This window comes from Pseudomonas sp. H11T01, assembly GCF_048515765.1.
GTDB lineage: Bacteria > Pseudomonadota > Gammaproteobacteria > Pseudomonadales > Pseudomonadaceae > Aquipseudomonas.
In genome coordinates this window covers 1-13,703 of record NZ_JBLYED010000013.1, presented here as the reverse complement: position 1 = coordinate 13,703, position 13,703 = coordinate 1, and the positions used below count along the sequence as shown (strand labels likewise).

10 protein-coding genes are annotated in these 13,703 nt (G+C 57.2%); 1 reads left to right on the top strand and 9 read right to left on the bottom strand.

Going from position 1 to position 13,703, the window contains the following annotated elements; genetic code table 11:
- Positions 1-294: 294 nt before the first annotated feature.
- The 9 genes from sucD to sdhC form a co-directional block, all read right to left on the bottom strand.
- Positions 295-1,176: a succinate--CoA ligase subunit alpha gene (gene sucD / locus ACN1C3_RS18185; RefSeq protein WP_419117162.1), complete on the bottom strand. Its 882-nt coding sequence runs from the start codon at positions 1,174-1,176 to the stop codon at positions 295-297.
- Positions 1,176-2,342 carry an ADP-forming succinate--CoA ligase subunit beta gene (gene sucC, locus ACN1C3_RS18180; RefSeq protein ID WP_008148602.1) on the bottom strand — a complete coding sequence of 389 codons (1,167 nt, stop codon included), beginning with the start codon at positions 2,340-2,342 and terminating at the stop codon, positions 1,176-1,178. Before sucC ends, sucD begins: the two co-directional genes overlap by 1 nt.
- Positions 2,343-2,536: 194 nt before the next feature.
- Positions 2,537-3,973, bottom strand: coding sequence for a dihydrolipoyl dehydrogenase (gene lpdA, locus ACN1C3_RS18175; RefSeq protein WP_419117161.1), 1,437 nt, complete (start codon positions 3,971-3,973; stop codon positions 2,537-2,539).
- 110 nt (positions 3,974-4,083) lie between these two features.
- Complete coding sequence (gene odhB / locus ACN1C3_RS18170) at positions 4,084-5,295, bottom strand: 2-oxoglutarate dehydrogenase complex dihydrolipoyllysine-residue succinyltransferase (RefSeq protein WP_419117160.1); 1,212 nt, start codon at positions 5,293-5,295, stop codon at positions 4,084-4,086.
- Positions 5,296-5,337: 42 nt separating this feature from the next.
- Positions 5,338-8,169 (bottom strand): 2-oxoglutarate dehydrogenase E1 component, encoded by a 2,832-nt coding sequence (locus tag ACN1C3_RS18165; protein ID WP_419117159.1) that lies wholly within the window; start codon positions 8,167-8,169, stop codon positions 5,338-5,340.
- A gap of 260 nt (positions 8,170-8,429) precedes the next feature.
- On the bottom strand, positions 8,430-9,134 hold the full coding sequence (locus ACN1C3_RS18160; protein ID WP_419117158.1) for a succinate dehydrogenase iron-sulfur subunit: 705 nt from the start codon (positions 9,132-9,134) through the stop codon (positions 8,430-8,432).
- An 11-nt stretch (positions 9,135-9,145) separates the two neighbouring features.
- On the bottom strand, positions 9,146-10,921 hold the full coding sequence (gene sdhA / locus ACN1C3_RS18155) for a succinate dehydrogenase flavoprotein subunit (protein WP_419117157.1): 1,776 nt from the start codon (positions 10,919-10,921) through the stop codon (positions 9,146-9,148).
- A 3-nt stretch (positions 10,922-10,924) separates the two neighbouring features.
- Positions 10,925-11,293: a succinate dehydrogenase, hydrophobic membrane anchor protein gene (sdhD, locus tag ACN1C3_RS18150; protein ID WP_419117156.1), complete on the bottom strand. Its 369-nt coding sequence runs from the start codon at positions 11,291-11,293 to the stop codon at positions 10,925-10,927.
- On the bottom strand, positions 11,287-11,661 hold the full coding sequence (sdhC, locus tag ACN1C3_RS18145; protein WP_419117155.1) for a succinate dehydrogenase, cytochrome b556 subunit: 375 nt from the start codon (positions 11,659-11,661) through the stop codon (positions 11,287-11,289). Before sdhC ends, sdhD begins: the two co-directional genes overlap by 7 nt.
- Positions 11,662-12,023: 362 nt before the next feature.
- Between sdhC and gltA the strand changes: the two genes are divergently transcribed.
- A complete protein-coding gene (gene gltA, locus ACN1C3_RS18140) occupies positions 12,024-13,313 on the top strand; it encodes a citrate synthase (RefSeq protein WP_419117154.1) in 1,290 nt (429 codons plus the stop codon).
- Positions 13,314-13,703 lie beyond the last annotated feature (390 nt).

Sequence of the window (13,703 nt, the reverse complement as noted above, 5' to 3'; positions counted from 1 at the left end):
CTGCTAGCCTAACGAATTTGCGCGACAAACGCACTGTTAGGGTGCGAACTATCCGATACGCGACATTCCTGCGTCGCGTTTACATATCAAAAAGATCAAAAGATCGCGGCCTGCGGCAGCTCCTACGCCGACCGAATACACCCTTGGCATCGGGGATGTACACAAATCCTGTAGGAGCTGCCGCAGGCTGCGATCTTTTCGGACTCCCCCGCCCCAAAAGATACAAACACCAGAATGCACAAAGGCCACCCGAAGGTGGCCTTTGCCTGGTGTAGCGTCAGGTAAGCGCGAGGCTTACTTCATCGCCCAGCCAGTCAGCTCGGACAGAGCCTTGCCGATGTCTGCCAGCGAACGCACGGTTTTAACGCCTGCGTCTTCCAGGGCAGCGAACTTCTCGTCCGCAGTGCCTTTGCCGCCAGAGATAATTGCGCCAGCATGGCCCATGCGCTTGCCCGCAGGAGCAGTCACACCAGCGATGTAGGAAACAACCGGCTTGGTCACGTGTGCCTTGATGTAGGCAGCCGCTTCTTCTTCAGCCGAACCGCCGATCTCACCGATCATGACGATCGCTTCGGTCTTCGGGTCTTCCTGGAACAGCTTCAGGATGTCGATGAAGTTGGAGCCCGGGATCGGGTCACCACCGATGCCGACGCAAGTCGACTGACCGAAACCGGCGTCAGTAGTCTGCTTCACAGCTTCGTAAGTCAGGGTGCCGGAACGGGAAACGATACCGACTTTGCCTGGCAAGTGAATGTGACCTGGCATGATGCCGATCTTGCATTCGCCTGGAGTGATCACGCCTGGGCAGTTAGGGCCGATCAGGATCACACCCAGCTCGTCGCACTTGACCTTGGCATCAAGCATGTCGAGGGTAGGAATGCCTTCGGTGATGCAAACGATCAGCTTGATGCCGCCGAACGCTGCTTCAAGGATGGAGTCCTTGCAGAAAGGAGCTGGAACGTAGATCACACTGGCGGTTGCACCAGTAGCTGCTACAGCGTCTTTCACAGTGTTGAAAACAGGCAGGTCCAGGTGAGTGGTGCCGCCTTTGCCTGGAGTTACGCCGCCAACCATCTTGGTGCCGTATTCGAGGGCTTGCTGGGTGTGGAAACTACCTTGCGAACCGGTAATACCCTGGCAGATAACTTTGGTGTCTTTATTGATCAGGACGCTCATTACTTGCCCTCCGCAGCTTTGACAACTTGTTGAGCAGCGTCGGTCAGGCTGGTAGCCGCGATGATGTTCAAACCGCTTTCTGCCAGTACTTTAGCGCCCAGCTCAGCGTTGTTGCCTTCAAGGCGAACAACAACCGGGATTTTCACGCCGACTTCTTTCACTGCACCGATGATGCCTTCGGCAATCATGTCGCAACGAACGATGCCGCCGAAGATGTTGACCAATACTGCAGCGACGTTAGTGTCGGACAGGATGATCTTGAACGCTTCGGTAACGCGTTCTTTGGTAGCACCGCCGCCCACGTCGAGGAAGTTGGCTGGTTTGCCGCCATGCAGATTGACGATGTCCATGGTGCCCATGGCCAGGCCAGCACCGTTGACCATGCAACCGATGTTGCCTTCCAGTGCTACGTAGTTCAGTTCGAACTTGGCAGCGTGCGCTTCGCGCGGATCGTCTTGCGACGGATCGTGGAAAGTCTTCAGCTTAGGCTGACGGTACATTGCGTTGGCGTCGATGTTGATCTTGGCGTCGAGGCAGTGCAGGTCGCCGTCAGCCTTGATCACCAGCGGGTTCACTTCCAGCAGAGCCAGGTCGTGATCCTTGAACAGTTTGGCCAGACCTACGAAGATCTTGGCGAACTGAGCAACTTGCTTGCCTTCCAGACCCAGCTGGAATGCCAGCTCGCGACCCTGGAATGGCTGAGCGCCAACCAGTGGATCGATAGTGGCCTTGAGGATTTTCTCAGGGGTGTCGTGAGCGATTTTCTCGATGTCCACGCCACCTTCGGTGGAAGCCATGAACACGATGCGACGGCTCGAACGGTCAACGACAGCGCCCAGGTACAGCTCTTTAGCGATATCAGTGCACGATTCAACCAGGATCTTGGTGACTGGCTGACCATTGGCATCAGTCTGGTAAGTCACCAGACGCTTGCCCAACCACTGTTGAGCGAATGCTTTGGCGTCTTCTTTGCTGCGAACCAGCTTGACGCCGCCCGCTTTACCGCGACCACCAGCGTGAACCTGGGCTTTGACAACCCACTCGGTGCCGCCGATTTTGTCGCAAGCTTCTGCTGCCGCTTCCGGAGTGTCTACTGCGAAACCCTGGGATACTGGCAGGCCGTATTCAGCGAACAGCTGCTTACCCTGATACTCATGAAGATTCATGCTTTTTACCGTCTTCGTTAGGTACTGCGCATTCGGTGCTGCACTCGTTCAAGTGCCGCACCACCTGTGACTGCTGCTTGCGCAGTCTTCCGGTTACCCGGTGAAACTACGCAAGGCTGCGTCCAGCGGATATTCCGCGGTGAGTCTTGCTCGCAAGGCTCACGACGGGCCCTCCGCCGTGGTTTCTTATTGTCTTAACGCTTTTTGCGGTTGGCGATGTGAATGGCACCGCCATTCACTGCCAGCGCTGCTTCGTGCAACGCTTCGGACAGGGTCGGATGGGAGAAGACCATCATGCCCAGGTCCTCGGCACTGGTGCCGAATTCCATGCCGATTGCGCCTTGCTGAACCAGTTCTGCAGCGCTCGGGCCAATCACGTGGACGCCCAATACGCGGTCAGTCTTGGCATCAGCGATGACTTTTACAAAACCGCCGGTGTCGTTGGCTGCCATGGCACGGCCACTGGCTGCGAACGGGAAGGTGCCGACGTTAACTTCAACGCCTTCAGCTTTCAAGGCCTGCTCGGTTTTACCGACCCATGCAATTTCCGGGTGAGTATAAATAACCGAAGGGATCAGGTCATAGTTCATCTGGGCTTTGTGGCCCTTGATGCGCTCGACAACCATGATGCCCTCTTCCGAGGCCTTGTGTGCCAGCATCATGCCGCGAACCACGTCACCGATGGCGAAAACACCCGGTACGCTGGTCTCGCACTGATCGTTGACGAAGATGAAACCACGCTCGTCGATGGTCACGCCGCTATCGGCAGCCAGCAGATCAGTGGTCACCGGACGGCGACCAACGGCTACGATCAGCTTGTCGAAGGTGATGGTTTGTTCGCCATTGGAGTCGGTGTAGTTCACCACGACTTCTTCGCCAGTGACTTTCGAACCGGTCACGCGAGCGCCCAGTTTGATGTCCAGACCTTGTTTGGTCAGGGTTTTGTAGGCTTCTTTGGACACAGCGGTGTCAGCAGCCATCAGGAACGTGTCCAGGGCTTCCAGGACAGTTACTTCAGCGCCCAGGCGGGACCATACCGAACCCAGTTCCAGACCGATCACGCCAGCGCCGATCACGCCCAGACGTTTTGGTACGGATTGGAATTCCAGAGCACCGGTCGAATCGACGATGACTTTCTGGTCAACAGGAGCAGGTGGAATGTCGATCGGACGCGAACCCGAAGCGAGGATCACGTTCTCGGCTTCGATCACTTCAACAGTGCCGTCAGGCTTGGTCAGCTCGACTTTCTTGCCGGCCAGCAATTTGCCGTGGCCCTGCAGGGAGGTCACACCGTTAGCCTTGAACAGGGTAGCAACGCCAGAGGTCAGACCTTTGACGATGTTGGCCTTGCGGCCGACCATGGCAGACACATCCATGGTCACGCCAGCATGGTTGATACCGTGGATCGCGAAGCCATCTTGTGCTTCGTGGAATTTCCAGGAGCTGTCAAGCAGCGCCTTGGAAGGGATGCAGCCGACGTTCAGGCAAGTACCGCCAAGGGCCAGCTTGCCCTCTTTGTCGGTATATTTCTCGATGCAGGCAGTCTTGAGGCCAAGTTGCGCAGCTTTAATGGCAGCTACATAGCCACCAGGGCCCGCGCCAATCACTACCAGGTCGAATTTCTGAGTCATGTGTCATTCCTTCTCGAATCAAACCGGACGGCCCTTTTTGGGGACCGTCGTGGGACGAAGCTAGTCATTACAGAAGGGCCGATCATCACTGAACGGCCCGTGCAACGAAATCAGATATCCAGCAGCAGACGAGCCGGGTCTTCCAGCAGGTTTTTGATGGTAACCAGGAACGTCACAGCTTCTTTACCATCGATCAAACGGTGATCGTAGGACAGAGCCAGGTACATCATCGGACGGATGACGACCTGACCGTTGATCGCCATCGGGCGCTGCAGGATGTTGTGCATACCCAGGATAGCCGCTTGCGGCGGGTTGACGATCGGGGTCGACATCATGGAGCCGAAAGTACCACCGTTGGTGATAGTGAACGTACCACCAGTCATCTCGTCCATCGACAGCTTGCCATCACGAGCTTTCTTGCCGAAGGTGGCGATGCCGCCTTCGATTTCAGCCAGGCTCATCAGTTCGGCGTTACGCAGAACCGGTACCACCAGACCACGGTCGCTGGACACGGCAACACCGACGTCGGCGTAGCCGTGGTAAACGATGTCGGCACCGTCGATCGAGGCGTTGACAGCCGGGAAGCGTTTCAGCGCTTCGGTAGCCGCTTTCACGAAGAACGACATGAAGCCCAGGCGTACGCCGTTGTGGGACTTCTCGAACAGGTCCTTGTACTTCGAACGCAGCGCCATGACTTCGGTCATGTCGACTTCGTTGAACGTGGTCAGCATCGCCATGTTCGACTGAGCTTCTACCAGACGCTTGGCCACGGTAGCGCGAACGCGGGTCATCGGTACGCGCTTCTCGACGCGGTCGCCAGCGGCGAACACAGGAGCAGCGGCAGCCGGGGCAGCAGCCTTGGCAGGCGCGGCAGCCGGTGCAGCGGCCTTGGCTGCAACAGCAGCCACCACGTCTTCCTTGGTTACACGACCGCCTTTGCCAGTACCGGCAACGGAAGCGATGTTGATGGCGTTTTCTTCAGCCAGCTTGCGAGCAGCCGGTGCAGCAACAGGATCATCTTCGCCAACTGCGGCCGGTGCAGCAGCCTGAGCTGCGGCAGGAGCAGCTGCGGCAGCAGCGCCACCGCCTTCACCGATGGAGCCCAGAACTTCGTCGGACAGAACGGTGTCGCCTTCGTTCTTGACGATAGCGCCCAGCACGCCGTCTGCAGTGGCCAGAACTTCCAGTACGACTTTGTCGGTTTCAATGTCGACGATCAGTTCGTCACGTTTGACGGCGTCGCCCGGTTTTTTGTGCCAGGTGGCAACGGTGCCATCGGCAACCGATTCCGGGAAAGTGGGGGCTTTGATCTCGATAGCCATTATCTGTGGTTCCTTAAATTCGGTTTCAGGTGCGCGAAGGCGTTAAACGGTAAAGGCATCTTGCAGCAGTTGTTCCTGCTGCTCGGCGTGCATCGATGCATAACCACAAGCAGGTGCAGCAGAAGCTTCACGGCCCGCGTACTCGAGTACGAGAGACTTGTCGTGATTGCCAACGATGCGACGCATGTGATGCTGGCTGCAGTACCAGGCACCCTGGTTCATCGGCTCTTCCTGACACCAAACGATGTGTTTGAGGTTGGTGTACGGAGCCAGGACTTCGTTCAAGTCGTCCTCAGGGAATGGGTACAGCTGCTCAAGACGCACGATAGCGATGTCGTCACGACCTTCGGCACGGCGTTTTTCCAGCAGGTCGTAATAGACCTTGCCGCTACACAGAACAATGCGCTCGACCTTTTTCGGATCTTGAGCATCGATTTCCGGGATCACGGTCTGGAACGAACCTTCGGCCAGATCTTCCAGGGTCGAGATGGCCAGCTTGTGGCGCAGCAGCGACTTCGGAGTCAGAACGATCAATGGCTTGCGCAGCGGGCGAATGACCTGGCGACGCAGCAAGTGATAGATTTGAGCCGGCGTAGTCGGTACGGCTACCTGAATGTTGTGCTCGGCGCACAGTTGCAGGTAACGCTCCAGACGTGCCGAGGAGTGCTCAGGCCCCTGACCTTCGTAACCGTGCGGCAACAGCATGGTCAGACCGCAGAGACGGCCCCACTTGTGTTCGCCACTGGTGATGAACTGGTCGATAACCACCTGGGCACCGTTGGCGAAGTCGCCGAACTGGGCTTCCCAGATCACCAGCGCGTCAGGCGTGGTGGTCGAGTAACCGTATTCGAACGCCAGTACGGCTTCTTCGGACAGGAACGAATCGTACAGGTCGAAACGTGGCTGGCCGTTGTACAGGTTCTGCAACGGGATGTAGGTACCCGCGTCTTTCTGGTTGTGCAAGACAGCGTGACGGTGCGAGAACGTACCGCGACCGATGTCCTGACCCGTCATGCGAATCGGGTGACCTTCGAACGCCAGGGTCGCGTACGCCATGGTTTCGGCGTAACCCCAGTTGATCGGCAGGCCGCCGGCTTGCATCTTCTGACGGTCTTCGTAGATTTTCGCAACCTGACGCTGAACCACGAAGCCTTCTGGAATTTCCAGCAGCTTGGCGGACAGTTCCTGCAGGGTCTTGAGGTCGAAGCGAGTGTCGTGACGCGCAGTCCAGGCATGGCCCAGATACGGACGCCAGTCCACGAACAGCTCTTTGTTCGGCTCTTTGACCAGGCTTTTTACAACATGCAGACCATTGTCCAGCGCGTTGCGGTATTCGTCGATTTTCGACTGCACACGCTCTGCGTCCAGCACACCGCTCTGGGTCAGACGATCGGCATACAGCTCACGGGTGGTGCGCTGCTTGGTGATCTGCTGATACATGATCGGCTGGGTACCGCTTGGCTCGTCGGCCTCGTTGTGGCCGCGACGACGGTAGCAGACCAGATCGATCACCACGTCACGCTTGAACTGCATGCGGTAGTCGATAGCCAACTGGGTCACGAACAATACAGCTTCCGGATCATCACCATTCACATGGAGGATCGGCGCCTGGATCATTTTCGCGACGTCGGTGGCGTACTCGGTGGAACGCGAGTCCAGCGGGTTGCTGATGGTGAAACCGACCTGGTTGTTGATCACGATGTGCACGGTACCGCCGGTTTTGAAACCGCGGGTCTGCGACATCTGGAAGGTTTCCATGACCACGCCTTGACCTGCGAATGCAGCATCACCGTGGATGGAGATCGGCAGAACCTTCTCACCGGTCGGGTCGTTACGACGGTCCTGACGGGCGCGAACCGAACCCTCGACCACCGGGGAAACGATTTCCAGGTGGGACGGGTTGAACGCCATGGCCAGGTGAACTTCACCGCCGGCGGTCATCACGTTGGACGAGAAGCCCTGGTGATACTTAACGTCACCGGAACCCAGCTCGACCTTCTTCTTGCCTTCGAACTCGTCGAACAGCTCGCGCGGGTTCTTGCCGAAGGTATTGACCAGCACGTTCAGACGGCCACGGTGGGCCATGCCGATGACGATTTCCTTGGTGCCGTAGGAGCCGGAACGCTGGATCAGTTCATCGAGCATCGGAATCAGGCTTTCGCCGCCTTCCAGACCGAAACGCTTGGTGCCCGGGTATTTGGTACCCAGGTATTTTTCCAGGCCTTCGCCGGCGGTCACGCGCTCGAGCAGGTGGCTCTTGATGTCGGCGGAGTACGTCGGACGGCCGCGCACGCTTTCCAGACGCTGCTGGAACCAATGGCGCTGCTCAGAATCGGTGATATGCGTAAATTCAGCGCCGATGGTGCGGCAATATGTCTGCTGCAACGCTTCGTGAATTTCGCGTAGGCTCGCTTCCTCTTTGCCGATGAACAGGTCGCCGGCACGGAAGGTCGTATCAAGATCGGCATTGGTCAAGCCGTAATGATTGATCGACAGGTCTGCAGGTGCAGGACGCTGCCACAGTCCCAGCGGGTCAAGCTGGGCTGCCTGGTGGCCACGCATACGGTAGGCCTGGATCAATCGCAGCACTTCAACTTGCTTCTTCTCGTGCTCACTGCTCACGCTGCCGGCGGAAACCGGTTGGGCGCGGCGCTGGTTCTTTGCCAGCAAGACGAAATGATCGCGAATTGTCGAATGCGAAACATCAGTGGCAGAGTTGCCGTCGGCAGGCAACTTCTGAAAGTAGGTGCGCCACTCTTCTGGCACAGCGTTAGGGTCGTGCAGGTAGAGCTCATAAAGCTCTTCCACATAGGCAGCGTTTCCACCTGAAAGGTGGGCACTGTTCCACATGCGCTGCATCACGCTTTCTTGCATGCTTGGTCACCCTCGGTTAGGGGACACCATCGGCGAAGACACCGAGCAAACTTGCAGAAGTCCGAGTGCAGCGACCAAAACAAGCCACTTAGGATCACGCTGATAGTCCGGGTACCAGCCCGGATGCCCCTGCTTGTCTCATTTCTTCAAAATAAGAACCGCAGCTTTGTGAGCTGCTGTTCTGGTTAAAACTACGGCGCCGGTTGAAGCCTGCGCCGCAGCATCTACGGGTACAACGGTTCTACGGTACAGCTACTGAATCAAATGCCGCTTTGCAGCAGCATGTTACGCACGTGACCGATGGCCTTAGTCGGGTTCAGGCCTTTCGGACAAACGCTGACGCAGTTCATGATCCCGCGGCAGCGGAATACGCTGAACGGGTCATCCAGCGAAGCCAGACGCTCGCTTGTCTTGGTGTCACGGCTGTCTGCCAGGAAGCGATAAGCTTGCAGCAGTGCAGCTGGACCCAGGAACTTGTCCGGGTTCCACCAGAAGGACGGGCAAGAGGTCGAGCAGCAAGCGCACAGGATGCACTCGTACAGACCGTCGAGCTTTTCACGCTCTTCAGGGGACTGCAGACGCTCGATGGCCGGAGCCGGCGTGTCGTTCTGCAGGTATGGCTTCACTTTCTCGTACTGCTTGTAGAAGATGCTCATATCGACGACCAGGTCACGGATAACCGGCAAACCTGGCAGAGGACGAACGATCAACTTATTGCCTTTTACGACGGCAGACAGCGGCGTGACACACGCCAGAGCGTTTTTGCCGTTGATGTTCATGCCGTCGGAACCGCAGACGCCTTCACGGCAAGAGCGACGATAGGAGAAACCTTCGTCCTGCTCTTTGATCAGGGCCAGCACGTCCAGCACCATCAGGTCTTTACCGTTGGTATCGACCGAAAATTCCTGCATGAACGGCGCAGCGTCCTGATCAGGGTTGTAGCGATAAACACTGACTTGCAACATGGCGGCCACCCTTAATAAGTCCGAATCATTGGTTCAAAGGTCGGGACTGTTTTTGGCGAGAAGTTCACGGCACGCTTGGCAACGCGTTTCTCACCAGGGAAGTACAGGGTGTGGCACAACCAGTTGACGTCGTCGCGATCTTCGAAGTCTTCACGGGCGTGAGCGCCGCGGGACTCTTTACGGATCTCTGCAGCGATGGCGGTAGCTTCGGCCACTTCCAGCAGGTTTTGCAGCTCCAGGGCTTCGATACGAGCGGTGTTGAACGCCTGGCTCTTATCGTTGATCTTGACGTTGGCAATACGGCCACGCAGATCGGCCAGCTGAGCAATACCCTTCTGCATGTATTCGCCGGTACGGAATACACCGAAATAGTTCTGCATGCAGCTTTGCAGCTCTTTACGCAGGGTCGCTACGTCTTCGCCTTCGGTACGCGAGTTCAGGCCATCAAGACGTGCCAGGGCAGCGTCGATGTCGGACTGGCGAGCACGAGTGTACTCAACGCCTTCTTTCAGGGTCTGTTCCAAGAACAGGCCGGCTGCACGGCCGAACACCACAAGGTCGAGCAACGAGTTACCGCCCAGACGGTTGGCACCGTGAACCGATACGCAAGCCACTTCACCGACCGCGAACAGACCTGGGATGATCTGGTCGACGCCGCTGGCGTCCTGAGTGATCGCCTGACCATGAATGTTGGTGGCAACGCCGCCCATCATGTAGTGGCAGGTTGGAACCACTGGAACCGGAGCAACAACCGGGTCAACGTGGGCGAAAGTCTTGGACAGTTCGCAGATGCCTGGCAGACGGCTGTGCAGTACTTCTTCACCAAGGTGATCGAGTTTCAGCAGTACGTGGTCGCCATCCGGACCACAACCGTTGCCGGCGATGATCTCTTTAACCATGGAGCGGGCTACAACGTCACGACCGGCAAGGTCTTTGGCGTTCGGAGCATAACGCTCCATGAAACGCTCGCCGTGTTTGTTGATCAGGTAACCGCCTTCACCGCGGCAGCCTTCTGTAACCAGTACACCGGCGCCGGCGATGCCGGTTGGGTGGAACTGCCACATTTCGATGTCTTGTACCGGCACGCCAGCACGCAGAGCCATGCCGACGCCGTCACCGGTGTTGATCAGGGCATTGGTGGTGGACGAGTAGATACGGCCTGCACCGCCGGTCGCCAATACAGTAGCGTTGGCGCGGATGTACGAGGTTTCACCGGTTTCGATGCAGATCGCGATGATGCCGACGAATGCGCCGTCTTCGTTCTTCACGAGGTCGACTGCGTAGTATTCGTTGAGGAATACGGTGCCCGCTTTCAGGTTCGCCTGATAAAGGGTGTGCAACAGTGCGTGGCCGGTACGGTCGGCAGCAGCGCAGGTACGAGCAGCCTGACCGCCTTTACCGAAGTCTTTCGACTGACCGCCGAACGGACGCTGGTAGATGCGGCCCTGCTCGGTACGGGAGAACGGCAAGCCCATGTGCTCGAGCTCGAAGACCGCTTCCGGGCCTACGGAACACATGTATTCGATAGCGTCCTGGTCACCGATGTAGTCGGAACCCTTGACGGTATCGTACATGTGCCAGCGCCAGTCATCGTTCGGATCGGCCGAAGCGATGGCGCAGGTAATGCCACCCTGAGCGGATACGGTGTGCGAGCGAGTCGGGAAAACTTTGGTGATAACGGCAGTCTTGTGACCACCTTGTGCCAGCTGCAGCGCAGCGCGCATGCCAGCACCGCCGCCGCCAATAATAATGGCGTCGAACGAAAGCGTATTAACTGTGTTAGCCATGAATCAGATACCCCAAAGAATCTGCACGCCCCAGACGAAGTAGGCGAACATCGCAACGCCGCATACTGCCTGGAAGAGGAAACGTATTGCAGTCGCCGACTTGCCGAACGCCATTGGCGTCAGGTAATCGGTAGCGATGGTCCACATGCCGACCCAGGCGTGAGCGCCCAGAGCAACGAGAGCCAACAGACTGAAGATACGCATCCAGTTGCTTGCGAACAGTTCATGCCATTGGGCGTAGCCAAGGCCTGGGTGCGCAATGACGTATCCGATCAGGAAAATGAAATAAGCCGCGAGAACGACCGCAGACACACGTTGTGCCATCCAGTCATAGAGGCCCGAACGCGACAGGTTCGTGACGTTAGTTACCATATCCAAACTCCTGCCAGAACGATCATCACCACGGAAACGGCGAGAACGATTTTCGAGCCCAGCTTGCCGCCTTCCAGCGTCTCACCGATGCCCATGTCCATGATCAAGTGGCGCACACCGGCAACCAAGTGATACAGCAAGGCGGACAGGATGCCCCAAATCACTAGCTTGGCTAGCGGACTGGTCAGACACGCTTTCACCTGACCGAAGCCTTCTTCTGAGCTCAGCGATTTGTCCAATGCATAAAGCATGATGGCCAGGCTGACAAAGAGGATGACACCGGATATGCGGTGAAGAATGGACGTGTAAGCAGTGACTGGGAGTTTGATGGTCCTTAGGTCTAGGTTTACAGGTCGTTGGCTATTCACGGCTTTTTTTTCACACTGAAGAGCCCCTAACAATCAGGGCAAAGTTGTGGGGAGTGCACTGGTCAGGTACCACCACCCAGGGAGTGCGACCCCCAATAACGCAGGCCCAAAAGCCCCCGGCGGTCGGAGGCCGAGTATAGACAGTTAGGACACTAATGACAACGCAATCACCTTCCCCTAATAGCTGATTGCGCAAGTGGAATAAAAGGCGTAAATGGCAGGGAATTTCGAGGAAAAAGTCCGGTTAAAGCCTTCTGGGGCAAGACTTTAGGCAAATTGACATTCAAATTTATCTCACTATAGTGGTGCGGGCCCTGCGTGGGGGGTCTGTCTGATGATTTCAAGCATAAATAGGAGGCCACATGGCTGACAAAAAAGCGCAGTTGATCATCGAGGGCGCAGCCCCCGTCGAGCTGCCCATTTTAACCGGCACCGTTGGTCCCGATGTAATCGACGTTCGGGGCCTGACGGTCACGGGCCGTTTCACCTTTGACCCGGGTTTCATGTCGACCGCCTCGTGCGAGTCGAAGATTACCTATATTGATGGCGACAACGGCATTCTGCTGCACCGCGGCTACCCGATCGAACAGCTGGCCGAGAAGTCGGACTATCTGGAGACCTGCTACCTGCTGCTCAACGGCGAACTGCCGACCGCAGATCAGAAGGCACAGTTCGTCAGCACCGTGAAGAACCACACCATGGTCCACGAGCAGCTGAAGACCTTCTTCAACGGCTTCCGTCGCGACGCCCACCCGATGGCCGTCATGTGCGGTGTAGTCGGTGCCCTCTCGGCCTTCTACCACGACTCCCTGGACATCAAGAACCCGCAGCATCGCGAAATCTCCGCGATCCGCCTGGTTGCCAAGATGCCGACCCTGGCAGCGATGGTTTACAAGTACTCCATGGGCCAACCCATGATGTACCCGCGCAACGACCTGTCGTACGCGGAAAACTTCCTGCACATGATGTTCAACACCCCGTGCGAGATCAAACCGATCAGCCCGGTCCTCGCCAAGGCCATGGATCGGATCTTCATCCTCCATGCCGACCACGAGCAGAACGCATCGACTTCTACCGTCCGCCTGGCGGGCTCTTCGGGTGCCAACCCGTTCGCCTGTATCGCTGCCGGTATCGCTGCACTCTGGGGCCCGGCTCACGGCGGCGCCAACGAAGCGGTGTTGAGCATGCTCGACGAAATTGGCGATGTGTCGAACATCGACAAGTACATCGCCAAGGCCAAAGACAAGAACGATCCGTTCAAGTTGATGGGCTTCGGTCACCGGGTTTACAAAAACCGTGACCCACGCGCAACCGTGATGAAGCAGACCTGCGACGAAGTACTGAAAGAGTTGGGCATCACCAACGATCCGCAACTCGAGCTGGCCATGCGCCTGGAAGAGATCGCGCTGACCGACCCGTACTTCATAGAGCGCTCGCTGTACCCGAACGTCGACTTCTACTCGGGGATCATCCTCAAGGCGATCGGCATTCCAACCAGCATGTTCACCGTAATCTTCGCCCTGGCGCGGACCGTCGGCTGGATCTCCCACTGGAAAGAAATGCTCTCCAGCCCGTACAAGATCGGCCGCCCACGCCAGTTGTACACCGGCTACGAGTCGCGTGACATCCCCAATCTGGAAGACCGCAAATAAGATTTGTCTTGCGATAACGTCTTAGTACTACCGAGTACGGCCTCTTTATAGAGGCCGTGTTTGTTTGTGTGGTGTCCTGCCCTGCCGCATTCGCGGAGCCTCAAAGCAAAATCAAAAGATCGCAGCCTGCGGCAGTTCACAAGGGGGCAGACGCGCAGCGCCCCTCGGCGAAGCCGAGGACTGACTTGACCGTGTACATATCCGTTTCTGCGGTATCGGCCACTTAGGGTTTCGCCCTAACGGCGAGGCACTTTTGTCAAACGCCCTCCGTGTCAGGCTACCTGTCGCCCTTGTAGATTGACTCATTCATTCAAGGGGGCGAAGGTGCATAGCAATGTCTAAACGTTACACCAACGACTTCAAAGACTGGGCTGTACAGCAAATGATGCC

Coding starts and splice junctions, on each gene's coding strand:
- sucD (WP_419117162.1), bottom strand. CDS start 1,176: ATGAGCGTCCTGATCAATAAAGACACCAAAGTTATCTGCCAGGGTATT.
- sucC (WP_008148602.1), bottom strand. CDS start 2,342: ATGAATCTTCATGAGTATCAGGGTAAGCAGCTGTTCGCTGAATACGGC.
- lpdA (WP_419117161.1), bottom strand. CDS start 3,973: ATGACTCAGAAATTCGACCTGGTAGTGATTGGCGCGGGCCCTGGTGGC.
- odhB (WP_419117160.1), bottom strand. CDS start 5,295: ATGGCTATCGAGATCAAAGCCCCCACTTTCCCGGAATCGGTTGCCGAT.
- ACN1C3_RS18165 (WP_419117159.1), bottom strand. CDS start 8,169: ATGCAAGAAAGCGTGATGCAGCGCATGTGGAACAGTGCCCACCTTTCA.
- ACN1C3_RS18160 (WP_419117158.1), bottom strand. CDS start 9,134: ATGTTGCAAGTCAGTGTTTATCGCTACAACCCTGATCAGGACGCTGCG.
- sdhA (WP_419117157.1), bottom strand. CDS start 10,921: ATGGCTAACACAGTTAATACGCTTTCGTTCGACGCCATTATTATTGGC.
- sdhD (WP_419117156.1), bottom strand. CDS start 11,293: ATGGTAACTAACGTCACGAACCTGTCGCGTTCGGGCCTCTATGACTGG.
- gltA (WP_419117154.1), top strand. CDS start 12,024: ATGGCTGACAAAAAAGCGCAGTTGATCATCGAGGGCGCAGCCCCCGTC.